This window comes from Clavibacter sp. AC415, from assembly GCF_979252985.1.
On record NZ_CEEDAR010000012.1, the window covers coordinates 85927 to 111753 of the forward strand.

Consider the following 25827-nt stretch of genomic DNA (forward strand, 5'->3'; position numbering starts at 1 on the left):
TCTTCATTCGTGGAGCGTGAGGTGTTACTTGCTGGAGGCGAGCGCGTCCGCGCCGCCGACGATCTCGGAGATCTGCTGGGTGATCTCCGTCTGGCGCGCGTTGTTGCGCAGCCGCGTGTAGGTGGTCACGAGCTTGTCGGCGTTGTCGCTCGCCGACTTCATGGCCTTCTGGCGCGCGGCATGCTCGGAGGCGGCCGACTGCAGCATGGCGTTGAAGATGCGGCTCTCGATGTAGACGGGCAGCAGCGCGTCGAGCACGTCGCCCACCTCGGGCTCGAACTCGTAGAGCGGCAGGACGGCACCCTGGTCGGGCGCCTCCACCCCCTCGACGACCTCGAGCGGCAGCAGCCGGACGACCTCGGGCTTCTGCGTGGCGATCGACACGAAGCGGTTGAAGACGATGTGGATCTCGTCCACGCCGCCCTCGGACGCCGGTGCCACGAACTTCTCCACGAGCGCGTCGCCGATGGACTTGGCCGTCTCGAACTCCGGCTTCTCGGTGCTGCCGGTCCAGATGCGCTCCGAGGAGCGCTTGCGGAACTTGAAGTACCCGACGGCCTTGCGCCCGACGAGGTAGTACACGATCTCCTTGCCCTGCGAGCGGAGGAGCTCGGCGAGCTGCTCCGACTCCTTCAGGACGCTGGAGCTGAACGCGCCGGCGAGGCCGCGGTCGGAGGCGAAGACGACGATCGCCGCCCGCTCCACCTTCTCGGGCTCGGTCGTGAGGATGTGGTCGACGTTGGAGAACGTCGCCACCGCCGAGACCGCGCGCGTGACGGCGCGCGAGTACGGCGCGGACGCCGCCATCCGCTGCTGCGCCTTCTGGATGCGCGACGCGGAGATCAGCTCCATCGCGCGGGTGATCTTCTTCGTCGTCTGCGCGGACTTGATCTTCTGCGTGTAGACCCGGAGTTGCGCTCCCATGAGTCTCCCTATCGGTCTCGGTCGGTGGCGGATCGGTGAGGCGAGCGCGTCAGCGCTTGCCCTTGACGATCTGCTCCTGGTTGACGTCCTCGGCCTTGGCGGGCTCGAACCTCTCGGATCCCACGGAGGCGAGCGGGTTGCCCTCGCCCGTCTGGAACTCGAGCTTGAACTGGTCCACGGCCTTGTCGAGGGCGTCGGTGATGTCGTCGGTGAGGACGTTCTTCTCCTTCAGCTGCGACAGGACCTCCGTGTTGCGGTGGAGGTGGTCGAGCAGCTCCCGCTCGAAGCGGAGGATGTCCTCGACGGGGACCTCGTCGAGCTTGCCCTTCGTGCCCGCCCAGATCGAGACGACCTGCTCCTCGATGGGGAACGGCGAGTACTGGGGCTGCTTGAGCAGCTCGGTGAGGCGTGCGCCGCGGGCGAGCTGGCGACGGCTGGCCGCGTCGAGGTCGGACGCGAAGATCGCGAACGCCTCGAGGGAGCGGTACTGCGCGAGCTCGAGCTTCAGCGTGCCGGAGACCTTCTTGATGCTCTTCACCTGGGCGTCGCCGCCGACGCGGGACACCGAGATGCCGACGTCCACCGCGGGACGCTGGTTCGCGTTGAACAGGTCCGACTGGAGGAAGATCTGGCCGTCGGTGATCGAGATCACGTTGGTCGGGATGTACGCCGAGACGTCGTTGGCCTTCGTCTCGATGATGGGCAGGCCCGTCATGGAACCGGCACCCAGCTCGTCCGAGAGCTTGGCGCAGCGCTCGAGCAGGCGGGAGTGCAGGTAGAAGACGTCGCCGGGGTACGCCTCGCGTCCCGGCGGACGGCGCAGGAGGAGCGAGACGGCGCGGTAGGCCTCGGCCTGCTTGGACAGGTCGTCGAAGATGATGAGGACGTGCTTGCCGCCGTACATCCAGTGCTGGCCGATGGCCGAGCCGGTGTAGGGCGCCAGGTACTTGAAGCCGGCGGGGTCGGACGCGGGGGACGCGACGATGGTCGTGTACTCCATGGCGCCGGCCTCCTCGAGGGCGCCGCGCACCGAGGCGATGGTGGAGCCCTTCTGGCCGATGGCGACGTAGATGCAGCGGACCTGCTTGTTCGTGTCGCCGGACTCCCAGTTGGCCTTCTGGTTGATGATCGTGTCGATCGCGATGGCCGTCTTGCCGGTCTGGCGGTCGCCGATGATGAGCTGGCGCTGGCCGCGGCCGATCGGGATCATGGCGTCGATGGCCTTGATGCCGGTCTGCATGGGCTCGTGCACGCTCTTGCGCTGCATGACGCCGGGCGCCTGGAGCTCCAGCGCGCGACGGCCCTCGGAGGCGATCTCGCCCTGGCCGTCGATGGGGTTGCCCAGCGGGTCCACGACGCGGCCCAGGTAGCCGTCGCCGACGGGGACGGAGAGCACCTCGCCGGTGCGGCGCACCTCCATGCCCTCCTCGATGCCGGCGAACTCGCCGAGCACGATGACGCCGATCTCGCTCTCCTCCAGGTTCTGGGCGAGGCCCAGGGTCCCGTCGGCGAACGTGATGAGCTCGTTGGCCATGACGCCGGGCAGGCCCTGCACGTGGGCGATTCCGTCGCCCGCGTCGAGCACGTAGCCGACCTCGGTGGTCGAGGCCTTGCCGGGCTCGTAGGACTGCACGAAGTCCTTGAGCGCGTCCCGGATCTCGTCGGGGCTGATCGAAAGTTCTGCCATCTTCTTTCCCTTTGCATTCACGAGGGCCGACGGCCCCCGAGGTGACGCCCGCCGGTCAGGCGAACTGGAGTCTCAAATCGTTGATCCTGGTGGCGACGCTGCCGTCGATGACGTCGTCGCCGATCTGGACGCGGAGGCCGCCGACGAGGTCGCGGTCCACGACCTGGTTCAGCTCGACCCGCCGGGAGTACCGGCGGCTCAGTGCCTGCGCGAGCCGCTCCGACTGCTCGGGCGACAGGGGCGAGGCGACGCGGACCGTGGCGATGGTGAAGCCCGCCTGGTCGGCCACGAGGGTGGCGGCGGAGCGCACGAGCTCCCCCATGCGGCGGCCGCGGGGCTGCTGCACGAGCTGCTCGACGATGACGATGGCCTGCTCCGACGCCCGGCCGTCGAGGAGACGGTGGACGAGCGTGGACTTGGCCACGGGGTCGCCCAGCTTGTCGCCCAGGGCGAGCTCCAGGGCGTCGTCCGTGGAGACCGCGCGGCCGAACGTGAACAGCTCCGCCTCGATGGGCGTGCCCTCCGGCGCCGAGATGGCCGCGGCACGGATGCCGAGCTCCTCGATGCCCGCGAGCAGCTCCTCGTGCGAGGACCAGCGGCCGTCGACGACCGCGCGGAGGACGCGGAGCGCCGGCTCCTGCACGGTGGCACCGAAGACCCGGTCGACGATGCTGTGCTTGACCTCCGGCGCGATGCCGGTGTCCGCCAGCGCGGAGAGCAGGTGCGTGGATCCGCCGATGGCGCGGCCAGCCCCGAGGAGCTGACCGGCCGTCGACAGGTCGACGCCCCCGAGCTCCGCGAGGACGCGGCGGGCCGAGTCCAGCGATGCGGCGCGATGCACTGCCCATCAGCTGGCGGATCCCGTCCTGCCGGCGGTCTCGCTGGCCTCCAGGTCGGCGAGGAACCGGTCGACGAGCGCGGTGGAGCGCTGGTCGTCCGTGAGGCTCTGGCCGATGACGCCCTGACGCGAGGTCGATCGCGAGCGACCCGACCTCGGACCGGAGCGAGACGACCGCCTGCTGGCGCTCGGCCTCGATCTGCTGCTGCGCGCTGGCGGTGATCCGGGCGGCGTCGGCCTGGGCCTGCTCCTTGATCTCCGCGGCGATCGCCGTCGCGTCGACCCGGGCCTGGTCGCGGATGCGACCGGCCTCGGCGCGTGCCTCGGCGAGCTGGGCGGTCAGCTCGGCCTTGGCGGCGTCCGCCTCGGCCTGCGCGCGCTCGGCCTTCTCGATGCCGCCGGCGATGGCCTCGGTGCGGCCGTCGAGCATGGCGTAGACGCGCGGCAGCGCGTACTTCCAGATGACGAGCAGGAGGACGACGAACACGACCGCCGACCACACGATGTCGTAGACCGCGGGAAGGAGGATGCTCGGCGCTTCTTCACCTGCCGCCATCACGTTGTGGGGCGTGAGCATGTGCGTGTCCCCTAGTTGGTGAAGATGAAGTAGGTCGCGAGGCCGATGAGCGCGAGCGCCTCGGAGAACGCGATGCCGAGGAACATCGTGGTGCGGAGGCTGCCGGCCATCTCGGGCTGGCGGGCCATGGCCTCGACGGTCTTGCCCGCGACGATGCCGACGCCGATGCCGGGGCCGATCGCTGCGAGGCCGTAGCCGACGGTCGCGATGTTGCCGTTGATCTCGGCGAGAATGATGGGGTCCACTGGGGTTTCCTTCCGGTTGGGTGATCTCGTGGGTGGACGAGATCGCTTAGTGCTCCTCCGCCACGGCCATCTGGATGTAGACGGCGGTGAGGAGGGCGAAGATGTAGGCCTGCAGGACGGCGACGAGCAGCTCGAAGAGCGTGAACGCGAATCCGAGGACGAGGGTGCCGGCGCCCAGGATCTTGAGCGCGCCCTGTGCCTCGAACAGGAAGAACCACGTCGCGGAGAAGCAGAGCACCAGCAGGAGGTGCCCCACGAGCATGTTCATCAGGAGTCGGAGCGTGAGCGCGACCGGTCGGATGATGAACGTCGAGAGGAACTCGATGGGCGTGAGGAGGAGGTAGACCGCCTTCGGCGCACCGGCGGGGAACAGCGTGTTCTTGAAGAACATCACGCCCCGGTCCTTGATGCCGGCGTAGATGAAGGTGACGTACGCGACGACCGCGAGCAGCATCGGGAGGCCGATGACCGCGGTGCCCGCGATGTTCAGGAACGGGATGACGCCCGTCAGGTTCATGCCGAGGACCAGGAAGAAGATGGTCATGAGGATCGGCAGGAAGCGCCGGCCGTCCTTCTTGCCGAGGATGTCCTCCGCGATGTTGACGCGGACGAAGTCCACGCCCATCTCCATGAGGTTCTGCCCGCGGCCGGGGACGAGCGACAGCTTCCGCGTGCCGACGACGAACAGGACCACGAGGACCACCATCACCAGGAGCCTGATGAGCATGATGCGGTTGAGGTCGAAGCCCGTGCCCTCGAAGAAGGCGATCGGCGGGAAGAACTCCGACAGCGTGGGAGCGTGGAACCCCTCACCCGAGTCTTCAGCGGCGAGGGTGATGATGCTGGGTGCAGCGGTGGCTAACAGCGCTATCTCCTGTTTCGGGGCGTGGAGCGCGAGCTCTCGCGGCGACGAACGGATGGGGTGAGAAGACGCCGGCGTGAGGTGGTTCTGGGCACGGCCCGACGGGAATCGTCACGAGAGAGACTATCAACAATGAGGGTGCCCTGACTAATCGCGTCCGCGGCGCGGAGCGGTCGGGCGGGGCGCCTAGCGCCCGGGCAGGTGGGCGTCGCTGACGTACCCCACGCGCGCCTTGGTGATGACGATCATGTCCACCACCAGCGCGCCCACGACGCCCACGATGACGGTCACGAAGAGCACCACCAGGTTGATCCAGGGCTGCTCCTTGAGCGCGAGCGTGATGGCCAGGAACACGACGAACTTCAGCAGCCACGCGCCGAGCACGACGGAGAAGAACAGCGTCGGGTAGATCGGCGAGGACTGGAACCGGTTCGCGAACAGGATGCTGCCCGCCGTCAGGCCGAGGAACACGAGCGCCATGGCGCTGCCGATGACGGCGCTGAGGAGCCCGCGGCCGCCGTCGACCGCGAAGCCGACGATGCCGCCCACCACCGCGATGGCGAGGGCGAGCACGGCGCCGGCCACGAGGATGCGGGAGAAGACGTCCTTCTTGGCGGCGGGGCGCTCCGCGGGCACGGGGGCGGGGGCGCTGTCGGTCATGGTGTCTCCTTGCTGTCGCCCGGGTGCGGGCCGTCGGTGGGTTCGGGTCGCGATGGCCCCGGTGGCGAGGCCGGCGTGCTCGCGCTCGACCGTCGCGAGCTCCGCCTCGCTGAGGCGCGCGAGGGGGCGGTCGGGGGCGGCCTCGTCGAGGGGGTCGAACGCGGCGGCGTCGTCGGAGTCCGCGTCGGCGGGGACCAGCTGCGCCGCGGCCTCGAGGCGCTTGCGCCGGCTGAGCGGCGCGAGCGTCACGACGGCGCAGGCGACCATGCCGACGGCGATGAAGCCGACGCCCCACGCGTACGGCTGCACGACGAACACTGCAGGAGGCACCCGGCCGAGACGACGCCCGTCCACGCGTAGAAGATGAGCGTCGCGTGCAGGCGCGAGTGGCCCATGTCGAGCAGACGGTGGTGGAGGTGCTTGCGGTCGGCGCTGAACGGCGACTTGCCCGCCTTGAGGCGCCGGAACACCGCGAGGGCGAAGTCGAGCAGCGGCACGATGAGGATCGCGAACGGCAGGAGGATCGGGAGGAACGCCGGGAGGAGCTGGGAGCGGCCGAACGTCTCCGGGTTGGGGTCGATCTCTCCCGTGACGGCGATGGCGCTCGTGGCCATGAGGAGCCCGACCAGCAGCGCTCCGGCGTCGCCCATGAACAGCTTGGCGGGGTGCCAGTTGAAGGGGAGGAACCCGAGGCAGGCGCCGATGAGGATGGCGCTGATGAGCGACGCGAGGTTGAAGCGCTCCGTCTGGCCGGTCGCGGTGTCCGAGAGCAGGAAGCTGTAGAGGAAGAAGGCGCCGTTGGCGATGATCGCGACGCCGGCGACGAGGCCGTCGAGCCCGTCGATGAAGTTGACGGCGTTCATGACGAGCACGATCGCGAAGATCGTCAGCATGATCGACATCTGCGAGGAGCCGACGGTGAGGCCGCCGATGGGCAGCGAGGAGATCGCGACGCCCTGCCAGGCGAGGAGGCCCGCGGCGAGGATCTGCCCGGCCAGCTTGATCATCCAGTCGAGGTCGTAGACGTCGTCGAGGACGCCGATGACGACGATCATGAGCGCGGCCCCGAGGATCGCGATGACGGGGCCGGGCCGGTCGAAGACCAGCCCGGAACCAGGAGACCTGCGACGCGACGGCGAACGCCACCAGGATGCCGGCGAACATGGCCACGCCCCCCAGGCGCGGCGTCGGCCGGGTGTGCACGTCGCGCGCGCGGATGGCGGGATACAGCTTGTAGCGGTAGCCGAGCTTCATGACGACCATCGACAGGACGAGCGTGATGACCGCCGAGACGACCGCCATGGCCGCGTAGTAGGTCACCGGGGGTGCGCGGGCGGATCCGCGGGGGGCTCGGCGGAGGCCTGAGGCTCCTCGGATGCCGGCTGCGCGTCGGACGCCCGCTGCGCGTCGGGCTCGACGAACGCCGGGTAGGTCGGGCCCGCCTGCGGGTCCGCGGGGGCGGCCGGCTCGGGGACGCGGTCGCCGCGCTCGGCGCCGCTCGCCGTGCCGCGCGGCGTCGCGGGCTCGTCCGGCACGAGGGCGGGCTCGGAGTCGGACGTCTCGTCGGCGGCCTCGGGGCCCGACGCGTCGTCGGCAGACTCGGACGGCGCCTGCACGACGGGCTCGAGCTCGTCGCCGATGAGGTGCTGGATCTGCGCGCGCGTGACGGCGCCCTCCCGGACGATGCGGACGCGGCCGCCGGCCGCGGTGACGCGCGACGCGTCGACGATGGTGGAGGCCGCTCCCCCGGCGGCGCCGCCGTCGAGGAAGATCTCCACGCTCTCGCCGAGCTGGGCGACCGCGTCCTCGGCGCTGGCGGCGGCGGGCTCGCCCGTTCGGTTCGCGGACGACACCGCGAGCGGGCCGGTCTCCGCGAGGAGCTCCAGCGCGTACGAGTTGGCGGGCATGCGGAGCGCCACGGTACCGCGCGTCTCGCCGAGGTCCCAGACGAGGGACGGCTGCGCCACGAGGATCACCGTGAGGCCGCCCGGCCAGAACTCGTCGACCAGGCGGCGGACGACGTCGGGGACGAAGTCGGCCAGGGCGTCGAGCGTGGACTGCCCGGGGATGAGGACGGGCGGCGGGGCGTCGCGTCCGCGGCCCTTCGCGTCGAGGAGCCGCTGCACCGCCTGGGGGTTGAACGCGTCGGCGGCGATCCCGTACACGGTGTCCGTGGGGATGACGACGACCTCGCCGCGGCCCACCGCCTGTCGGGCGAGTCTCATGCCGGTGAGGAGGTCGGTGTCGACTGAGCAGTCGTAGATGCGCGCCATGTCGTCGCTCATCGTAGCCGAGCCGGTCGCCCGGGCCCTGAGCGGGGCGTCCGCGCCGCGCCGCCGCCCGCATACTGGGCGCGTGACCTCCGCGCCCTCCTCCCCCGATGCCCGCGGGCTCCTGTTCGTGTTCGACATGGACGACGTGCTGTACGACCACGACTGGCGGGGGCCGGCCGACCGCATCACCCAGGCGACGGGTCACGACCTCGCCGAGCTCCGCCGGCGCTGGTACAACGACGACGGCGAATGGGCCGCGGAGGCGGGTCGCTTCGACGCCGACGCGTACCTCGACGCCTTCTGCCGCGCCGTGGGCGTCGAGATGGACGAGGACGAGTGGGTCCGCCGCCGACGCGCGTCGATGGTGGTGCGTCCGTCGGCGCTCGAGGCCGTGGCGCGGGCCCGGGAGGCCGGGCGCGTCACCCTCCTCACCAACAACAACGCCCTCGCGGCGCGTCATCTGCCCACGCTGGCTCCCGAGCTGGTGCCGCTGTTCGGGCTCGAGCACCTGCGGACGTCGAGCGGATACGGCGCACGGAAGCCCGATCCCGCCGTCTTCCGCGGGGTGCTCGCCGCAGACGACCACCCGGCCGAGCGGACACTTCTTCGCGGACGACCGGATCGACAACGTCGCCTCGGCGCGCGCGCTCGGGATCACCGGGCACCACGTCCGCGGGCCCGGGGACCTCATGCCGGCCGTCGAGGAGTTCATCCGGCGCGCGGCCCCGGGCTGAACCCGCGCGCAGTCGAGCACGCGGTCGCGGTCGCGGTCGCGGTCGCGGTCGCCCGACGTCAGCGGACGGCGGTCGTCGCGCGGTCGCGCCGCGTGAGGTCCTGGCGCGTGGCCGTCGCGCGCCAGCCGTCGGCGTCGAGCAGGGCGCGGATCGCGTCGCCCTGCAGCTCGCCGTGCTCGATCACGAGGGCGCCGCCCGGGTGCAGGAGCCGCCGCGCGGTGGCGGAGACGAGACGGACGACGTCGAGGCCGTCGGTCCCGCCGTAGAGGGCGAGCGCGGGATCGTGCAGCCGCACCTCCGGGTCGCGCGGCACCGCGTCCACGGGGATGTACGGGGGGTTGGACACGACGACCGAGACCGTCCCGTCGAGCTCGGGGAAGGCGTCGGCCAGGTCGCCGAGGACGAGGTCGACGCGGGGTGCGGTGCGGGCGACGTTGCGGGCCGATCCAGGCGTGCGCGGCGGGCGAGACCTCGACGGCGTGGACGCGGGCGTGCGGCACCTCGGTGGCCAGCGCGAGCACGAGCGCGCCGGATCCCGTGCCGAGGTCGACGGCGACGGGCGCGTCTCCGGGGGCCGCGCCCAGCGCGTCGATCGCGAGCTGCGCGACGTGCTCCGTCTCGGGACGCGGCACGAACACGCCGGGGCCGACCTGGAGCTCGAGGGAGCGGAAGTGGGCGACGCCCGTGATGTGCTGCAGCGGCTCGCGGCGGGCGCGGCGCGCGGCCAGCTCGAGGACGCGCGCGGCGTCCGCGGTCGCGACGGCCGCGCGCGTGATCGCGCGCGACTGCACCTGCCCGCGGGAGAGCCCGAGCACGTGGCCGATCAGGAGCTCCGCGTCGACCGCGGGGTCCTCGACGCCGGCGGCGGCCAGCGCCTGCCCGACGCGCATGCGGAGGGCGTCCACGGTCGAGGGGACGCCCTCCCCGTCAGGCACGGGCGAGCGGGCCGCGCGCCCGGGTGCCGAGGGCGGCGGATCCGCGCGACGCGGTGCCCGCCACGCCGGGTCGGGCCGTCACGCGTCCGTCCCGAGCGCGTCGAGGCGCGCCTCCTCGTCGGCCAGGATGCACGACTCCACGACCGGGTCGAGGGCGCCGTCCATCACGGCGTCGAGGTTGTACGCCTTGTAGCCCGTGCGGTGGTCCGCGATGCGGTTCTCCGGGAAGTTGTACGTGCGGATGCGCTCGGACCGGTCCATCGTGCGGATCTGGCTCCGGCGCACGGCCGAGGCCTCCGCGTCGATCTCCTCCTGCTGCTTCGCGAGCACGCGGGCGCGCAGCACGCGCATGCCCGCCTCGCGGTTCTGCAGCTGGCTCTTCTCGTTCTGCATCGCGACCACGATGCCCGTGGGCAGGTGGGTGATGCGGACGGCGGAGTCGGTCGTGTTGACCGACTGGCCGCCGGGGCCGGACGAGCGGTACACGTCGATCTTGAGGTCGTCGGGGTCGATGGCGACCTCCTCCACCTCCTCCACCTCGGGGATCACGAGCACGCCCGCGGCCGAGGTGTGGATGCGGCCCTGCGACTCGGTCGCCGGCACCCGCTGGACGCGGTGCACCCCACCCTCGTACTTGAGGTGCGCCCACACGCCGAGCGCGGGGTCGTCCGAGGTGCCCTTGATGGCGACCTGCACGTCCTTGCTAGCCGCCGAGGTCGCTCTGCGTCTGGCTGAGGACCTCGGTCTTCCAGCGGCGCGACTCGGCGTAGTGGAGGTACATGCGCAGGAGGTCGGCGGCGAACAGCGCGGACTCCGCGCCGCCCTCCCCCATCTTGATCTCCATGATGACGTCGCGCGCGTCGTCCGGGTCGCGCGGGATCAGGAGCCGCCGGAGCTTCTCCTGCGCCTGGTCGAGCGACTCCTCGAGGCCGGGGATCTCGTCGGCGAACGCCGCGTCCTCCTCGGCCAGCTCGCGCGCGGCGGCCAGGTCGTCGCCCAGCTGGGTCCATTCCGCGTGGGCGGCGACGATGCGGCTGAGCTCCGCGTAGCGGCGGGTCGACCTTGCGCGAGCGGGCGGCGTCGGCGTGCAGCTCGGGGTCGCCGAAGCTGCTGCTGGAGCTCCTCGTGCTCCTCCAGCAGCTGGACGACGGACTCGAACACGCGTCAGCCCTTCTCGTGCGCGCCGTGCCCGTGGCTCTGGTGGGACACGCCGTTGGCGGTGTTGGGCATGGAGGCCTGCACCTTCATCAGGAACTCGACGTTGGACGTCGTCTCCTTCAGGCGGCTGAGGACGATCTCGAGGGCCTGCTGCTGCTCGAGCCCGGCGAGTGCGCGGCGCAGCTTCCAGGTGACCTTGACCTCGTCGGCGCCCATGAGCATCTCCTCGCGGCGCGTGCCGGAGGCGTTGACGTCGACGGCCGGGAAGATCCGCTTGTCGGCGAGGGCGCGGGAGAGGCGGAGCTCCATGTTGCCGGTGCCCTTGAACTCCTCGAAGATCACCTCGTCCATCTTGGACCGCGGTCTCCACGAGCGCCGTGGCGAGGATCGTGAAGCGATCCCCCGTGCTCGATGTTGCGCGCGGCCCCGAAGAAGCGCTTCGGCGGGTAGAGCGCCGACGAGTCGACGCCGCCCGAGAGGATGCGGCCCGACGCGGGCGCCGCGAGGTTGTAGGCGCGACCGAGGCGGGTGATGGAGTCGAGCAGGACGACCACGTCATGACCGAGCTCCACGAGGCGCTTCGCGCGCTCGATGGCGAGCTCGGCGACCGTGGTGTGGTCCTCGGCGGGACGGTCGAAGGTCGAGGCGATGACCTCGCCCTTCACCGTGCGCTGCATGTCGGTGACCTCCTCGGGACGCTCGTCGACCAGGACGACCATGAGGTGGACCTCGGGGTTGTTCGTGGCGATGGCGTTCGCGATGGCCTGGAGGACCAGCGTCTTGCCGGCCTTGGGCGGCGAGACGATGAGGCCGCGCTGGCCCTTGCCGATCGGCGACACGAGGTCGATGATCCGCGTCGTGAGCTTGGCGGGCTCGGTCTCCAGGCTGAGGCGGTCCTGCGGGTACAGCGGCGTGAGCTTGCCGAACTCGACGCGGTTCGCGGCCTCCTCGGGCGGCAGGCCGTTGACCGAGTCGATCTTCACGAGCGATGGCGTTGTACTTCTGGCGGCTCTGGCTGTCGTTCTCGCGCGGCTGGCGGATGGCGCCGACGATGGCGTCGCCCTTGCGCAGCGAGTGCTTCTTCACCTGGCCGAGCGAGACGTACACGTCGTTGGTGCCCGGCAGGTAGCCGGACGTGCGGACGAACGCGTAGTTGTCGAGCACGTCGAGGATGCCGGCGACGGGCAGGAGCACGTCGTCCTCGGTGACCTCGGGCTCGAAGTCGTCGCCGCCCTGGCCGCGGCCGCGCTTGCGGTCGCGGTAGCGGCTGCGCCCGCCCCGGTCGTCGTCGCGGCCGAGGTCGGCGCGGGCCTGGTCGGCGCGCACGTCCTGCGTGCGGTCGCCCTGGCCGCGGCCGTTCTGGCGCTGGCGGCCCGTGCGGGCCTCCTCCTGCGCCTCGTCGTCGGCGTCGGGCTCGCGGGCGCCTGATCGCGGCCGCCCTGCTGCTGGTCGTCCTGGTCGCGGCCTCGGTCGCGGTTGCGGCGGTTGCGGCTGCGGTTGCGGCCGCCCTCGCGGGGCTGGTCGTCGCGACGGCCGTCCTGGCCGTCGGAGTCGTGGTCGTCGCCTGGCGCTCGGGCGCGGAGGCCTCGGCGGTCGGCGCGGACGCGTCCTGCGCGGCCGGGGCGGCGGTCGCGTCCTGCGCGGCCGTCTCCTGGGAGTCGTGCTCGCTCCGCGGCGGCGGCCACGGCCGGAGCGCTGCGCGGCAGCCTGCTCCTCGGTCGACGCGTCGGCGGCAGGCGCCTCGGCCTCGGCGGGGACGAGCTGGTCGGCCGTCTCGGCCGCTGTTCACGTGCTGCGCGGCCTGGCGGGGGGCCTCGGCGGCGGGGTCGACCACGCCGGCACTCGAGGCGCGGCGCGATCCACGGCGACCGGTGGGCGCCTCGGTGCGGCTCTCGTCGGCACGAGGCGCGTCGGTGCGGCCGGTGGTGGCCTGCGCGATGCGCGCCTCGAGGCCGGTGCTCGCGGGCTCGGCGACGGCGGGCGCCTCGACGGGCTCCTCGATGCGCTCCGGCACGATGCGGGCGGTGGTGGCGCGGCGGGATCCGCGGCCGGAGCGGGCGCGGGGGCCTCGGCGGCAGGCGCCTCGGCGGCAGGAGCGGCGTCCGCGACAGGAGCGGCGTCGGCGACGACGGGCTCCGGGGCGGGTGCCTCCTCGACGACGGGCGCCGCGTCAGCGGCAGCGGTCGCGTCGGCGGTGGGGGTCGCGTCGCCGGTCTCGGCGGGCGCGTCGGAGGCGACGGCCTCCGTGAGGGCGGGGACGGTGAGTCCCCGGGCAGCCTGGATCTCGGAGATCGCGGTCACGAGCTCGCCCTTCCGGAGCTTGGAGCCGCCCGGGATCCCGAGCTCGGAGGCGATGGCCTGGAGCTGGGAGACGCGGAGCGCGCTCAGGGTCCGCGACGGTGGCGCGGTTGTCGACATCGGTCATGTGCGTGGGGCTGTCGATCCGCCGGGACGAGCTCCGTGCGGAGGAGAGCCGATCGCGTGCGTCTCGCCGAGCGGCGGACGGTCTGATTCCGTCCGGAGCTGCTGTCGGGCACGAAGGCACGGGATCTTGCAGAGACGACAGCGGGTGAGTGGTGAGAACGACCACCGGGACCGGATCTCCGACGCGCATGCGTGGATCCGTCGACCCGGGGTCGCGATGAGCCTAGCACCCGGCGCACCGCCCGCGGGGAACGGCGCGCCGGGTCGTGCGGATGCGGCTACGCGGCGGACACGGCGCCGGCGTCGACGACCTGGACCGTGCAGCCCTTGACGTCCACGGCGAGCATGAGCGCCTGCCACGGCGAGGAGCTGGCGCTCCGCCACGAGCTCGGCGGCCGTGAGCCGCTGGCCCGGGTCGCTGCCGAGGACGAGGAGCGACGGGCCCGCCCCGGAGACGACGGCCGCGTAGCCCCGCTCGCGGAGCAGGTGGATCAGCTCGTTCGTCTCGGGCATCGCCGCGGCGCGGTAGTCTTGGTGCAGGCGGTCCTCGGTGGCGGCGAGCAGGAGCTCGGGGCTCTGGATGAGGGCCGCGATGAGGAGCGCCGAGCGGGAGACGTTGAAGATCGCGTCCTCGTGCGGGACCGACTCCGGCTGGAGGCTGCGCGCGAGCGCGGTGGACATGGTGGCCACCGGCACGAGCACGAGCGGCGAGACGCCGCGGTGCACGGCCAGCTTCTTGTGCTGCGGCCCGGCGCCGTCGACCCAGGCGATGGTGAGGCCGCCGAAGAGCGCGGGCGCCACGTTGTCCGGGTGCCCCTCCATCTCGGTGGCGAGGCGCAGCAGCGCGTCGGCGTCGATCTCGACCGTCCCCTGGAGGAGGCCCTGGGCCGCCATGATGCCGGAGACGATGGCGGCGCCGGAGGAGCCGAGGCCGCGGCCGTGCGGGATGCGGTTCTCGGCGACGAGGTCGAGGCCGGGCATCGGCTGGTCGAACGCGGCGAAGGTGTGCGCGATGGCGGTGACGACGAGGTTGGACGCGTCGGTCGGCACCTCGCCCGCGCCGACGCCGCGGACGTCGACCATCGCACCGGGCTCGTCGCGGACCGTGACCGTGAGGTCGTCGTAGAGCGCGAGCGCGAGGCCCAGGGTGTCGAAGCCGGGGCCGAGGTTGGCGCTCGTGGCGGGCACGCGCACCTGCACGCGCCGGCCGACGGCGAGGGGGCGAGCCGGTCCGGCCGTCGGTCACGACGCGACCAGGTCGAGCACGCCCGCGATCTCGGCGATGTCGACGCCGACGCTCGTGGGGGCCACGTCGGAGCCGTCGGCCGTGCGGAGCGCCCACTGCGGGGTCCTTGAGCCCGTGGCCCGTGACAGTGAGGACGACGGTGGCGCCCTTCGGGATCTGCCCGGCCTCGGCGCGCTCGAGGAGCCCCGCGACGCTGATGGCCGACGCCGGCTCCACGAAGATGCCGACCTCGGCGGACAGGATGCGGTGCGCCTCGAGGATCTTCGCGTCGGAGATCGCGCCGAAGTAGCCGTCCGTGAGCAGCTGCGCCTCGAGGGCGAGCTTCCACGACGCGGGGTTGCCGATGCGGATGGCGCTGGCGATGGTGTCGGGGTCCTTGACGATGGCGCCGTCGACGATGGGCGCGCTGCCCGCGGCCTGGAAGCCGAACATGCGCGGGAGGCGCGTCGCGTTGCCGGCCTCGAGGTCCTCGCGGTAGCCGCGCGTGTACGCGGTGTAGTTGCCGGCGTTGCCGACGGGGATGAAGTGGAAGTCGGGGGCGTCGCCCAGGACCTCGACGACCTCGAACGCGCCCGTCTTCTGGCCCTCGATGCGGTCGTTGTTGACCGAGTTGACGAGGTGCACCGGGTAGTTCGCGCTCAGTTCCCGCGCGATGTCCAGGCAGTCGTCGAAGTTGCCGCGCACCTGGAGCAGCTGGGCGTCGTGCGCGACGGCCTGGCTGAGCTTGCCCATCGCGATCTTGCCCTCGGGCACGAGCACGGCGGCGGTGATGCCCGCGTGCGTCGCGTACGCCGCGGCGGACGCGGACGTGTTGCCGGTCGACGCGCAGATGACGGCCTTGGCCCCGTGCTCCACGGCCTTGGAGATCGCCATGGTCATGCCGCGGTCCTTGAAGGAGCCCGTGGGGTTCATGCCCTCGTACTTGACCCAGACCTTCGCACCCGTGCGGGCGGACAGGGCGGGCGCGGGGATGGGCGGGGTGCCGCCCTCGCCGAGCGTGATGATCGGGGTGGCGTCCGTGACGTCGAGGCGGTCGGCGTATTCGCGGAGCAGTCCGCGCCATTGGTGGGCCATCAGGCTCCTTCTACTCGGAGGACGCTCGCGACTGCCGTCACCGCGTCGAGGTTCGACACCGCGTCGACGGTGGCCCGGAGGGCCGCGTCGGTGGCGCGGTGCGTGCCGATCACCAGGCTAGCGGTGGGCCGGTCGCCCGCCCCTCCCGCCACGGGAGCCTGGTGCGTGGTCTGCTCCAGCGTCTCGACGGAGACGCCGTGCTCGCTGAACAGGTGCGCGATGCGGGCGAGCACGCCCGGCTCGTCCGCCACCTGCAGCGTGATCTGGTACTGCGTCGTGATCGCGCCCACGGGCAGCGTCTCGAGGTCGGCGTGCGCCGACTCGGCGACGCCCGGCCCGCCGACGACGTGGCGTCGCGCGGCGGAGACGACGTCGCCGAGCACGGCGGACGCGGTCTGCACTGCCCCGGCGCCGGCGCCGTAGAACATGAGGTCGCCCGCGGCCTCCGCCTCCACGAAGACGGCGTTGTTCGCGCCGTGCACCGCGGCCAGCGGGTGGTCGCGCGGCACGAGGGCCGGGTAGACGCGGGCGGAGACGCCGTCGCGCCCGGTGGCGGGATCGGTGAGGCGCTCGCAGATGGCCAGCAGCTTGATGACGTATCCGGCCTTCCGCGCGGAGTCGAACTGCGCGGACGAGAGCCCGGTGATGCCCTCGCGGTGCACGGCCTCGACCGGCACGCGCGTGTGGAAGGCGAGGCTCGCGAGGATGGCGGCCTTCTGGGCGGCGTCGTAGCCCTCGATGTCGGCCGTGGGGTCGGCCTCCGCGTAGCCGAGCTCCGTCGCCGTGGCCAGGGCCTCGTCGAAGCCGAGCCCGTGGGCGTCCATCTCGTCGAGGATGTAGTTCGTCGTGCCGTTGACGATCCCGAGGATCCGCTCGACCCGGTCACCCGCGAGGCTGTCGCGCAGCGGCCGGATGATGGGGATGGCGCCCGCGACGGCCGCCTCGTAGTAGAGCTGGGCGCCCACCTGCTCGGCCGCCGCGAAGAGCTCCGGCCCGTGGGTCGCGACGAGGGCCTTGTTGGCGGTCACGACGTCGGCGCCGGAGCGGATCGCCTGGAGGATGTGCGTGCGGGCCGGCTCGATGCCGCCCATCAGCTCGATGACGATGTCGGCGCCGAGGATGAGCGTCTCCGCGTCGGTGGTGAGGAGCTCGCGCGGGACGGACGCGTCGCGGGGCGCGTCGGCGTCGCGCACCGCGATGCCGACGAGCTCCAGACGCGCGCCGACGCGCTGCGCCAGCTCGTCGCCGTGCTCCCGCATGAGGCGCGCCACCTGGGTGCCGACCGAGCCGCACCCCAGCAGGGCGACGCGCAGGTTCCGGTACTCGATCATCGTGCTCCGTTCACGTCGGGGATGCGGCGGCGGGCGCGCCCGCGACGGGCGTGCCCGCGTCGCGCGCGAGGAGGTCGTCCACCGTCTCGCCGCGCACGATCACGCGCGCCCGGCCGTCGCGCACGGCGACGACGGGCGGACGGCCGATCCAGTTGTAGTTGCTCGCGAGCGACCAGCAGTAGGCGCCGGTGGCGGGGACGGCGACGAGGTCGTCGGGGCGCACGTCGCCCGGGAGGTAGTCGGCGAGGACGACGAGGTCGCCGCTCTCGCAGTGCCCGCCGGCGACCCGGACGAGCGCGGGCTCGGCATCCGACGAGCGGCTGGCGAGGCGCACGCCGTAGTCGGCGCCGTAGAGGGCCGGCCGGGCGTTGTCGCTCATGCCGCCGTCGACGCTGACGTAGCGGCGGACGGCCGTCTCGGCCTCCTCCGCGACGCGCGGGTCCTCGATGTCGCCCGTGACGGACTCCGCCTCGGCGACCGCGCCGTCGACGCCGCCGACGGTCACGAGGACGTCCTTGACCGTGCCCACCGTGTAGAGCGTCGCGGTGGACGGCCCCACGATGCTGCGGCCGGGCTCGACCGCGATGACCGGCACCGCGATGCCGCGGCGCGCGCACTCGTCGCCCACGATGCGGGTGAGGCGGCGGGCGATCTCGGGCACGGGCACGGGGCGGTCGACGGACGTGTAGGCGATGCCGAAGCCGCCGCCGAGGTTGAGCTCCGCCACCGGCCCGTCGGCGAGGAGCAGCTCGTGGAGGTCGAGGAGCCGGCGCGCGGACTCGACGAAGGCGTCGGTCTCGAAGATCTGGCTGCCGATGTGCGCGTGCAGGCCCGTGAAGGAGAGGGACGCGTGCGACCGGATGCGCGCGACGACGTCGGGTGCGTCCGCGAGCGTGATCCCGAACTTCTGGTCCTCGCGCGCGGTGGCGAGGTACTCGTGCGTGTGGGCGTGCACGCCGCTGTTCACGCGGAGCCGCACGGCCTGCACGCGGCCGTGCGCGGCGGCCGCGGCCGCGATGCGCTCGACCTCGATGACGCTGTCGACGACGATCTGGCCGATGCCGACCCCGACCGCGCGGTCGATGTCGACGACGGGCTTGTTGTTGCCGTGGAAGCCGAGGCGGGCGGGGTCGGCGCCGGCGGCCAGCGCGACGGCGAGCTCGCCGCCGGAGCACACGTCGATGTGGAGGCCCTCCTCCACCATCCAGCGCGCCACCTCGATGCTGAGGAAGGCCTTGCCCGCGTAGTACACGCGCGCGGTCGTGCCCACGGCCCCGGCCTCCCGCGTGAAGGCGGCGAGCGCCTCCGCGGCGCGTCCCCGGACGTCGTCCTCGTCGACCACGTAGACGGGCGTGCCGAAGCGCTCGGCGAGCTCGGCGGCGCCGACGCCGGCGATGCGGATGGCGCCGTCGGACCCGCGGACGGTGCCGCGGGACCAGACGGCCGGATCGAGCGCGTTGGCGTCGTCGGGCGGCCGCAGCCAGGACGGAGCCAGGGGGTTCGCGGTCACGTGGGTCACCTCTTCGGGCGCGGGGCGGACGTGCGGGATGGCGAGCGGACCCGGTGTGGTCCCTGAAGCCGAAAGGGGGCGGTGCGAGCCATCCTACCGAGGCGCGCCGGGGCGCCCGGCCCATGTGACGCCCGCTCCGACGGGCCGGTGCGAGGGGTCAGCCGCAGGTGCCGGACACCCCGACCGAGTCCCGCGTGAGCTTCAGCGACGTGGACCGCACCGTGACGGAGGCGCGCCCGTCGGCGACGGTCACGTCCTGCACGTCGACGCCCGCCGGGGAGGTACTGGGCGACGCACACCGGGTAGGTGATGTCGCGGATGCCCTGGATCGTCTGCGCGAGGTCGACCTCGAACGAGCCCGCCTGCACGGTGACCTCGGCGGGCGTGATGACCACGGTCGAGGGGTCGCGCAGCACGGGGGTGGCGGCGACCGTGTAGCCGAGCGTGAGGCCGAGGACCGCGTCGACCCGCTGTAGCCGAGCGTCCCGTCCCCGAAGAGCAGGTCGGGCGGCGTGCCCGCCGTCCGCTGCAGCAGCGCGCTGGCCGGCGCCTGGTCCATCGACACGGTCGCGACGACCTCGCCGACGGTGCGCTCCTGGTCGGTGGGCACGTCGGTGGCGACGATGCGGGCCTGGAACGGCGTCCCGTCGGCCTGCAGGTTCGGCCCTTCCAGCACCACGCGGTCGAGGGTGCCGCGGATGAGCTGCGGGATCACCCAGTCGCCCTCGATGGAGACGTTGACCCGGCCCGTGACCTGGCCGGGCAGCTGCTCGGCGATCCGCTGCTCCGCCTGGTCCTCGGCGACGCCGCGGACGGTCTGGTCGACGATGCGCAGGCCGAACGCGAGCCCGACGCCGATGACCGCGAGGACGATGAGCCAGATCACCACCGTGCCGCCGCGCGGCCCGCGTCGCCGACGCCGGGCCTCCCTGGGTCGCTGCGCTCGGGCGCCCCGAACACCTCCGTGCCCTGGAACCGTCCCGCCATGCCCTGCTCCCCCTACATGCGCTCGGGGGCGGAGACGCCCACGAGGTCGAGTCCGTTCGCGACGACCTGTCGGACCGCGTCGTTCAGCCACAGGCGCGTGCGGTGCAGGTCGGTGACCTCCTCGTCGCCCCGCGGGACGACGCGGCAGTTGTCGTACCAGCGGTGGTAGGAGCCGGCGAGCTCCTCGACGTACCGCGCGACGCGGTGCGGCTCGCGGAGCTCCGCCGCCTGGGCGACGATGCGCGGGAACTCCTGGAGGAGCCCGAGCAGCGCCGACTCCGTGGGGTGCGTGAGCAGCTCGGGCGCGAAGGCGCTCCGGTCGACGCCCGACGCGGCCGCGTTCCGGTCGACCGCGCAGGTGCGCGCGTGGGCGTACTGCACGTAGAAGACGGGGTTGTCGTTCGTGCGCTTGCCGAGCACCGCGAGGTCGATGTCGAGGTTCTGGTCGGCGGATGAGCGCACGAGCGAGTAGCGGCCCGCGTCCACGCCCACCGCGTCGACCAGGTCGTCGAGCGTGACGATGGTGCCGGCGCGCTTGCTCATCTTCACGGGCTCGCCGTCGCGCAGCAGGTTCACCATCTGGCCGATGAGGATCTGCAGGTTGACGCCCGGGGTGTCGCCGAAGGCCTCCACCATGGCCATCATCCGGCCGACGTAGCCGTGGTGGTCGGCGCCCAGCATGATGATGTTCTGCTCGAAGCCGCGCTCGCGCTTGTCGAGGTAGTAGCCCAGGTCGCCGGAGATGTAGGCGGGCTCGCCCGTGGAGCGGATCACGACGCGGTCGCGGTCGTCGCCGAACGTGGTGGTGCGGAGCCAGACGGCGCCGTCCTCCTCGAAGACGTGGCCGAGCTCCGTGAGGCGGGCGACGGCCCGGTCAACCGCGCCCGACTCGTGCAGCGAGTCCTCGTGGAAGAACACGTCGAAGTCGACGCCGAAGTCGTGGAGCTTCTGCTTGATCTCGCCGAACATGAGCTCGGTGCCGGCGCTCCGGAACACCTCCTGCTGCGCCTCGCGCGGCAGCGCGCCGATGTCGCCGTCGTAGCCCTCGACCACGCGCGCGGCGATCTCGCCGATGTAGGCGCCGCCGTAGCCGTCCTCCGGGGTGTCCTCCCCGAGGTGGCTGGCCAGGAGGCTCCGCGCGAAGCGGTCGATCTGGGACCCGTGGTCGTTGAAGTAGTACTCCCGCGTGACGTCCCCGCCCTCGGCCTGGAGGATCCGGGCGAGGCTGTCCCCGACCGCGGCCCAGCGCACGCCGCCGAGGTGGATGGGGCCGGTCGGGTTCGCGGAGACGAACTCGAGGTTGATGCGGATGCCGTCGAGCGTCGTGCCGCGCCCGTACGCCTCCCCGGACTCGACGATGGTGCGCGCGAGGGCGCCGGCGGCCGCCGCCTCGAGGGTGATGTTGATGAAGCCGGGCCCGGCGACGTCGACCGCGGCGACCTGCGGCAGGGCGCCGAGCTCCTCGGCGATCTCCGCGGCGATGGCGCGGGGCTCTCGCCCAGCGGCTTGGCGATGCGCATGGCGATGTTCGTGGCCCAGTCGCCGTGGTCGCGGTTGCGCGGGCGCTCCAGCACCACCATGTCGGGGCTCAGCGTGAGGGCGTCCCCACCGGATCGTCGTCCCGCCGTCCGAGCCACGATGTCGAACAGGGCGCCGGTCAGGTCGGGGGTCGTCATGGGGAACGATCCTACCGGCGGGCGGGATGCCGCCCGGCCGGCTGGGGCGCGCCTCCGCCCGCCCGTCCCGCGGGCCGTCGTCGTGCCCGTCGGCCCATCCCCCGCGCGCCCCGGGGACGGTCACAGCGGCGTCACCCCCGGCCTCGGTAGGGTGTCGATCCCGCCTCCCCGCGCGTGGCCCGTCGCCGCGCGCCGACCGTCGCACCCGCGGCGCGTCAGGATCCGAAGGAGCACCACCATGCCCGTCCGCCTCCCCGCGCCCGCTCGGAGCCGCGTCGCGCGACCCGCTCCCCTCGTCGTCGCCGGCCTCGCCGTGACGCTCCTGCTCGCCGGCTGCTCGAACCCGCAGCCGCTGCAGCCCACGACGCCCGACCCCTCGGCGAGCGCCGGCGGCGGCCAGGCGCCGGGCGGCGGATCCGGCACGGGGCGAGCGCATCCCCCACCCCCGCCCCGCCGAAGGGCACGCCCGTCACCACCACGTGCGACCAGCTGCTGCCGGACCTCGCCTCGTTCGGATCCGGATTCGCCTCCCAGCCCCTGCCGGCCGACACCTCCGCCGACGGCCTCCGCGCCGACGTCCTCTCCATGCAGGGCATCGCGTGCGCCTTCGCGTCGGAGGACGGCACGACGGTCGAGATCGACGTGGCACAGCCCGTCGCGGCGGAGCTGCAGTCGCGGCGCGACGCCGCGATCCTCCAGGCCGACCCCATCGCGGGCTACCCCGGGGGCGTCGAGGCCTACTTCGAGCTGCAGGACGCGGCGGGCGTCTCGACCATCTACTCGTCGGAGCACATGGTCGTCATGCGCTCCGCCGCGTTCTTCGAGCCGGGCGACCACGCGGAGCTCGGCAACGCGGTGCTCGCCACCATCGGCGGCTGACCCCTGTCGGCGCCCGACCCCGCCGCGCCGGATCAGCCCAGGCGGACGGGCGCCGCGAGGTCGTCGACGGGCAGCTCGTCGACCGTCGCGAGCACCTCCATGCGGGAGATGGTCACGAGGCTCCGCGTATTGGTGAGGAACGCGGTGTCGGAGGCGTCGCGTCCCGTGGAGATGCGCACGAGGCTCTGCCGGGGCGCGAGGCCGGTCGCGTCGACCACGTGCCACGCGCCGTCGACCCACGCCTCGGCGACGGCGTGGAAGTCCATCGGGCTGAGGCCGGGGCGTACACGGCCGCGAGGCGCGCGGGCACGTCGAGGGCACGGAGCATCGCGATGACCAGGTGCGCGTAGTCGCGGCAGACCCCGCGTCCGCGCGAGGAGGGTGCGGCACCGCGCCGTCCGTGGGGAGGCTGGATCCCGGCGCGTAGCGCAGCGACCCCGCGACGTAGGCGCGCACCGCGGCGAGGAGAGGCATCCCCTCGAGGCCGCGGAACTCGCCGCGCGCCGTGGGGAACAGGGTGTCGGACTCGCAGTAGCGGCTCGGTCGGCGGTAGACCCAGAGGTCGACGTCGTCGAGGGGCGCGGGGTCCCGTCGCCCGGTCACGGTCGCGCGGTACTCCATGGTCAGGACGCCTGCCCCGCTCGTGAGCACGTGCAGGCGGGTGTCGTGCCGGTCGACCACCTCGGTCGCCTCGACCGGGACCCCGTCGAGGGCGAAGGCCAGGGACTCGGACGCGATGTCGGCGCCGCGGGCGACGGCGACCGCGAAGGCCATCTCGCTCTCGCCGGAGACCTGCAGCTCGAGCATGGAGGAGACGTCGCGGCGCATGCGTCCATCGTGGCATCGGATCCGCCCGACGACACCCGCGGGCGATGCCGCGCTCGCGACGGCCGGGGTGGGGCAGCGGGTCAGGCGGCGACGCCGGCCGCGTCGACCGGCTCGCGCAGCGCGCACGCGTCGGCGAGCGCACCGAGGAGGGCCGGCAGCTGGTCGCGGTCGGCGCCCGCGTCCTCGGGGTGCCACTGCACGCCCGTGACGGGAGCGGACTCGTGCTCGACCGCCTCCGGCACGCCGTCGGGAGCGACGGCCACGACGCGGAGCCCGGTGCCGGGACGGTCGACGGCCTGGTGGTGGGCGCTGCGGACGACGAGGTCGGTGGATCCGAGGGCGTCGGCGAGGCGGCTGCCGGCGGAGACGCGCACGTCGTGGTCGCGCATGACGGCCGTGATGTCCGTGGCGTCGTTGCGGTGCCCGCCCACGCCCTCGATGTGCTGCTGCAGGGTGCCGCCCAGCGCGACGTTGACGATCTGGGCGCCGCGGCAGATGCCCAGCAGCGGGGTGCCCTCGGCGACGGCGCGGCGCACCAGGGCGATCCTGACCCGCGTCCGCCACCTCGCGGTGGGGGAGCGCCCCTCGTACTCGGCGGCTCCGCCGTAGAACCGCGGGGCGACGTCCTCGCCGCCCATGATCACCACGGCGTCCGCCTCGCGGGTGCGGGCGAGCAGCGACTCGACGCCCTCGTCCTCCGCGGCGATGTTCTCGACCAGCCATCCCGCGGCGTCGGCCACCTCGGCGACCCGCGCGTTGAGGCCCTGCACGAGCGCGTTGTAGGCGGCGGCCTCGGGCCGGGATCGGGTCACCTGCACGACGGCGAGGCGGCGGAGGGGGGTGGGCATGGATCCAGTGTGCGGGCTCCTCGGCGCCCCCGCACGTCGCGCGTCATCTGCCGCAACACGCGACGACGCACGGGGACGCGGCCGGGTCAGGGCCAGACGAGCGTGTGCGTCCAGGACCCGTCGGGAGCCGCGCGGTACATGATCCGCAGCTGTCCGTGGTCCTCGGTCGCCTGCCAGAACTCGACCGTCGTCGGCTGGAGGACGTAGGCCTGCCACGACTCGGCGACCAGCTCGGGATCCGCGTCCACGGCCTCCCGCGCCCGGGCCACGCGGGCGTCGCGCTCCTCGGAGTCGGGCATCGGCTCGCTCTGGTCGCCGGCGATCACCTCGGCGCGCGACGCGGGATGGCGGGCGAGGAAGTCGCGCTCGCTGACCTCGCGGTCACCGTGGAACACGGGACCCGTCGCGCGGACCTGCCGCCCGCGCTCCCGCCAGTACGCGACGAGCGCGGCCCGCGGGTTGGCCTCGAGGTCGCGGCCCTTGGGGCTCTCGGCGAGGGAGGAGAACCACAGCGCGCCGGGCTCGTCGTCGACGGTGGGCGTCACGTCCTTCAGCAGGAGCGTGCGCGCGCTCGGGCGACCCTCCGCGTCGGCGGTGGCGAGCACGACCGCGTTCGGCTCGGCCGCGTCGTGGGCGACGGCGTCGCGGATCCACGCGATGACCAGGTCGATCGGGTCGTCCGGCAGGCGGGCCGGGTCGAGCTCGGGGAAGTCGTGGGGCTTCGGCTTCGCGCCCCTGAGGAGGTCGCGGACCGGGGTGGAGTCGTCGTCGTCTGCCATGCCCCGAGCCTAGGCCGCCGGGCTCCGCGCGCCCGGGGACGGGCGGCGGGAGGGCACGGGGGCGCCGTGCGCCGGGCGGGGGCGCCGGGCGGGGGCACCGGGCGGGGGCACATGATGCCCCATGCGGGGGCGCCTTCGACGCGCTCCGGCGATCGGATTGGTCGACCGTCCACTGTTTTTTTCCAGTACCGGCGGACGTGGTCGACGGCGGTCGCTGCGGCTACCTTCGTCATCAGGCCCGCTCCCCCAGTTGGGCCCAGCGCCACGCGGCGGGAACCCGGGACCCGTCCCGGGCCCGCCGCGTGTGTTCTCCGCCGTCCTCCGCACCCGCCTCATCGCGGCGCGCGTCGAGTCGACAGCGGTCGCTCGGCCGGACCGCGGCGGGTCGTGAGCCGTCGCGGATCGCCCTCCACGGACGAGCCGCATCCGACGTCGCGACGGACGCGACGCCGTCGGCGGCACGGGATCCGCCGGCGCGCAGGGTCCCCACCGGGGCGCAGTCGCCGAACGGCGCGCCGCCACCCGATGGCACGGCCCGGACGCACGAGAGGCCGGTCCCGCGGACGGGACCGGCCTCTCGCCGCACCAACACGGGACTTGGGAAGGTGTGCCCCCAGGAGGATTCGAACCTCCGCCCCTGCCTCCGGAGGGCAGTGCTCTATCCCCTGAGCTATGGGGGCCAGGGTGCGCCATGGCGCGGATCCAGGGTAGCGCCGGCGACGAGCCCCGCCGTGCCGCCCGTCCCGCGCCGCATTCCCTCCGCCGAGGAGACTCCCCGCTCCAGCACAGGCGCGGCACGCCAAGATGGTCCCAGGACGACCGCCGCGCCGCCCGGGCACGGCGGCCTCCCATCCCCACGAGGAGATCACCCGTGAAGCTGTCCCGCATCGCCGCCGCCGCCACCGGCTTCCTGCGCACGTCCAAGGGCCAGGACGTCGGCCGCACCGCCATCGACAAGGTGTCCGGGTTCGCCGACAAGGCCACCGGCAGCAAGCACGCCGACAAGATCCAGAAGGCCCGCGAGGCCGCGGACAAGCAGCTCCGCAATCTCGGTCCCGACGGCGGCCGCGGCCAGGGCCCGACGCCGCCCGCGAACCCGCCCCGCCGCTGAGCGCCGGGAGCGTCGAGCTCACCCTGGACGCGGCGTCCGACGCCCGGGTCCGGGAGGCGTGGCGTGCGCTCGCGCATGCCGGCCTCCCGAGCCTCGCCGACCACGCCGGGGCGACGAACCGCCCGCACGTGACGCTGCTCGCAGCCGAGGGGCTCGGCGGATCCGCGGACGACGCCCTCCGCGCGATCGCCGCGTCCGGCCCGCTGCCGAGCGTCCGGCTCGGCGGCCTGGTGGTCTTCGG

General features: G+C 73.2%; 17 protein-coding genes, 1 tRNA gene and 10 pseudogenes. 3 read left to right on the forward strand and 25 right to left on the reverse strand.

Going from position 1 to position 25827, the window contains the following annotated elements; translation table 11 throughout:
- Positions 1-24: 24 nt before the first annotated feature.
- The 9 genes and pseudogenes from ACZ411_RS04020 to ACZ411_RS04060 all read right to left on the reverse strand — a co-directional run bounded on the left by ACZ411_RS04020 (position 25) and on the right by ACZ411_RS04060 (position 8078).
- Positions 25-924, reverse strand: coding sequence for a F0F1 ATP synthase subunit gamma (locus ACZ411_RS04020; protein WP_104290867.1), 900 nt, complete (start codon positions 922-924; stop codon positions 25-27).
- A 49-nt stretch (positions 925-973) separates the two neighbouring features.
- Positions 974-2611 carry a F0F1 ATP synthase subunit alpha gene (gene atpA, locus ACZ411_RS04025; protein WP_464168720.1) on the reverse strand — a complete coding sequence of 546 codons (1638 nt, stop codon included), beginning with the start codon at positions 2609-2611 and terminating at the stop codon, positions 974-976.
- 55 nt (positions 2612-2666) lie between these two features.
- A pseudogene (locus ACZ411_RS04030) lies at positions 2667-3459 on the reverse strand (F0F1 ATP synthase subunit delta).
- Positions 3459-4026, reverse strand: a pseudogene (locus tag ACZ411_RS04035) (F0F1 ATP synthase subunit B). Before ACZ411_RS04035 ends, ACZ411_RS04030 begins: the two co-directional pseudogenes overlap by 1 nt.
- Before the next feature lie 11 nt (positions 4027-4037).
- Complete coding sequence (locus ACZ411_RS04040; protein ID WP_012037850.1) at positions 4038-4271, reverse strand: ATP synthase F0 subunit C; 234 nt, start codon at positions 4269-4271, stop codon at positions 4038-4040.
- 46 nt (positions 4272-4317) lie between these two features.
- Complete coding sequence (atpB, locus tag ACZ411_RS04045) at positions 4318-5112, reverse strand: F0F1 ATP synthase subunit A (protein ID WP_094115476.1); 795 nt, start codon at positions 5110-5112, stop codon at positions 4318-4320.
- A gap of 207 nt (positions 5113-5319) precedes the next feature.
- Positions 5320-6147, reverse strand: a complete 828-nt coding sequence (locus tag ACZ411_RS04050) for a hypothetical protein (protein WP_464168727.1) — start codon at positions 6145-6147, stop codon at positions 5320-5322.
- Positions 6039-6848, reverse strand: a complete 810-nt coding sequence (locus tag ACZ411_RS04055; protein WP_464168729.1) for an MraY family glycosyltransferase — start codon at positions 6846-6848, stop codon at positions 6039-6041. Before ACZ411_RS04055 ends, ACZ411_RS04050 begins: the two co-directional genes overlap by 109 nt.
- Positions 6849-7109: 261 nt before the next feature.
- On the reverse strand, positions 7110-8078 hold the full coding sequence (locus ACZ411_RS04060; RefSeq protein WP_258071887.1) for an L-threonylcarbamoyladenylate synthase: 969 nt from the start codon (positions 8076-8078) through the stop codon (positions 7110-7112).
- Positions 8079-8202: 124 nt separating this feature from the next.
- Between ACZ411_RS04060 and ACZ411_RS04065 the strand changes: the two are divergent.
- A pseudogene (locus ACZ411_RS04065) lies at positions 8203-8577 on the forward strand (HAD family hydrolase); the annotation flags it as partial.
- A gap of 281 nt (positions 8578-8858) precedes the next feature.
- On the opposite strand, the pseudogene prmC reads toward ACZ411_RS04065, so the two are convergent.
- From prmC to argS, 12 genes and pseudogenes are all read right to left on the reverse strand, one after another.
- A pseudogene (gene prmC / locus ACZ411_RS04070) lies at positions 8859-9735 on the reverse strand (peptide chain release factor N(5)-glutamine methyltransferase).
- Between the two features lie 78 nt (positions 9736-9813).
- Positions 9814-10896, reverse strand: a pseudogene (gene prfA / locus ACZ411_RS04075) (peptide chain release factor 1).
- Between the two features lie 3 nt (positions 10897-10899).
- Entirely contained in the window at positions 10900-11235 is a 336-nt protein-coding gene (locus ACZ411_RS04080; RefSeq protein WP_464168732.1) for a hypothetical protein, read from the reverse strand.
- Positions 11232-11876, reverse strand: a complete 645-nt coding sequence (gene rho / locus ACZ411_RS04085; RefSeq protein WP_464168734.1) for a transcription termination factor Rho — start codon at positions 11874-11876, stop codon at positions 11232-11234. The genes ACZ411_RS04080 and rho overlap by 4 nt, the downstream gene beginning before the upstream one ends.
- A 58-nt stretch (positions 11877-11934) precedes the next feature.
- Positions 11935-12219: pseudogene (locus tag ACZ411_RS04090) on the reverse strand (transcription termination factor Rho); the annotation flags it as partial.
- Positions 12220-12678: 459 nt separating this feature from the next.
- Positions 12679-13311, reverse strand: a complete 633-nt coding sequence (locus ACZ411_RS04095) for a Rho termination factor N-terminal domain-containing protein (RefSeq protein ID WP_464168736.1) — start codon at positions 13309-13311, stop codon at positions 12679-12681.
- A 284-nt stretch (positions 13312-13595) separates the two neighbouring features.
- Positions 13596-14517 (reverse strand): annotated as a pseudogene (gene thrB, locus ACZ411_RS04100) (homoserine kinase).
- A 42-nt stretch (positions 14518-14559) separates the two neighbouring features.
- A pseudogene (gene thrC / locus ACZ411_RS04105) lies at positions 14560-15637 on the reverse strand (threonine synthase).
- Entirely contained in the window at positions 15637-16968 is a 1332-nt protein-coding gene (locus ACZ411_RS04110; RefSeq protein ID WP_464168738.1) for a homoserine dehydrogenase, read from the reverse strand. Before ACZ411_RS04110 ends, thrC begins: the two are co-directional and overlap by 1 nt.
- Before the next feature lie 10 nt (positions 16969-16978).
- A complete protein-coding gene (locus ACZ411_RS04115; protein WP_464168740.1) occupies positions 16979-18478 on the reverse strand; it encodes a diaminopimelate decarboxylase family protein in 1500 nt (499 codons plus the stop codon).
- A 157-nt stretch (positions 18479-18635) separates the two neighbouring features.
- Complete coding sequence (locus ACZ411_RS04120) at positions 18636-19367, reverse strand: LmeA family phospholipid-binding protein (RefSeq protein ID WP_464168742.1); 732 nt, start codon at positions 19365-19367, stop codon at positions 18636-18638.
- A 110-nt stretch (positions 19368-19477) separates the two neighbouring features.
- A pseudogene (gene argS, locus ACZ411_RS04125) lies at positions 19478-21141 on the reverse strand (arginine--tRNA ligase).
- 174 nt (positions 21142-21315) lie between these two features.
- Here argS and ACZ411_RS04130 point away from each other — a divergent pair.
- Positions 21316-22020: a hypothetical protein gene (locus tag ACZ411_RS04130; RefSeq protein WP_464168744.1), complete on the forward strand. Its 705-nt coding sequence runs from the start codon at positions 21316-21318 to the stop codon at positions 22018-22020.
- Positions 22021-22052: 32 nt separating this feature from the next.
- Here the strand turns inward: ACZ411_RS04130 and ACZ411_RS04135 are convergent.
- The 4 genes and pseudogenes from ACZ411_RS04135 to ACZ411_RS04150 all read right to left on the reverse strand — a co-directional run bounded on the left by ACZ411_RS04135 (position 22053) and on the right by ACZ411_RS04150 (position 25155).
- Positions 22053-22848: pseudogene (locus tag ACZ411_RS04135) on the reverse strand (transglutaminase-like domain-containing protein).
- An 80-nt stretch (positions 22849-22928) separates the two neighbouring features.
- Complete coding sequence (locus ACZ411_RS04140; RefSeq protein ID WP_464168746.1) at positions 22929-23696, reverse strand: gamma-glutamyl-gamma-aminobutyrate hydrolase family protein; 768 nt, start codon at positions 23694-23696, stop codon at positions 22929-22931.
- Between the two features lie 86 nt (positions 23697-23782).
- On the reverse strand, positions 23783-24475 hold the full coding sequence (locus ACZ411_RS04145) for a pyridoxine/pyridoxamine 5'-phosphate oxidase (protein ID WP_104343253.1): 693 nt from the start codon (positions 24473-24475) through the stop codon (positions 23783-23785).
- A gap of 608 nt (positions 24476-25083) precedes the next feature.
- Positions 25084-25155: transfer RNA gene (locus ACZ411_RS04150), tRNA-Arg, on the reverse strand.
- Positions 25156-25346: 191 nt separating this feature from the next.
- Here ACZ411_RS04150 and ACZ411_RS04155 point away from each other — a divergent pair.
- The gene (locus ACZ411_RS04155) at positions 25347-25586 is read left to right on the forward strand and encodes an antitoxin (protein WP_104290854.1); all 240 of its coding nucleotides are present in this window, start codon (positions 25347-25349) and stop codon (positions 25584-25586) included.
- Positions 25587-25827: the final 241 nt, after the last annotated feature.

Coding starts and splice junctions, on each gene's coding strand:
- ACZ411_RS04020 (WP_104290867.1), bottom strand. CDS start 924: ATGGGAGCGCAACTCCGGGTCTACACGCAGAAGATCAAGTCCGCGCAG.
- atpA (WP_464168720.1), bottom strand. CDS start 2,611: ATGGCAGAACTTTCGATCAGCCCCGACGAGATCCGGGACGCGCTCAAG.
- ACZ411_RS04055 (WP_464168729.1), bottom strand. CDS start 6,848: ATGATCGTCGTCATCGGCGTCCTCGACGACGTCTACGACCTCGACTGG.
- ACZ411_RS04060 (WP_258071887.1), bottom strand. CDS start 8,078: ATGAGCGACGACATGGCGCGCATCTACGACTGCTCAGTCGACACCGAC.
- ACZ411_RS04095 (WP_464168736.1), bottom strand. CDS start 13,311: ATGTCGACAACCGCGCCACCGTCGCGGACCCTGAGCGCGCTCCGCGTC.
- ACZ411_RS04110 (WP_464168738.1), bottom strand. CDS start 16,968: ATGATCGAGTACCGGAACCTGCGCGTCGCCCTGCTGGGGTGCGGCTCG.
- ACZ411_RS04140 (WP_464168746.1), bottom strand. CDS start 23,696: ATGCCCACCCCCCTCCGCCGCCTCGCCGTCGTGCAGGTGACCCGATCC.
- ACZ411_RS04145 (WP_104343253.1), bottom strand. CDS start 24,475: ATGGCAGACGACGACGACTCCACCCCGGTCCGCGACCTCCTCAGGGGC.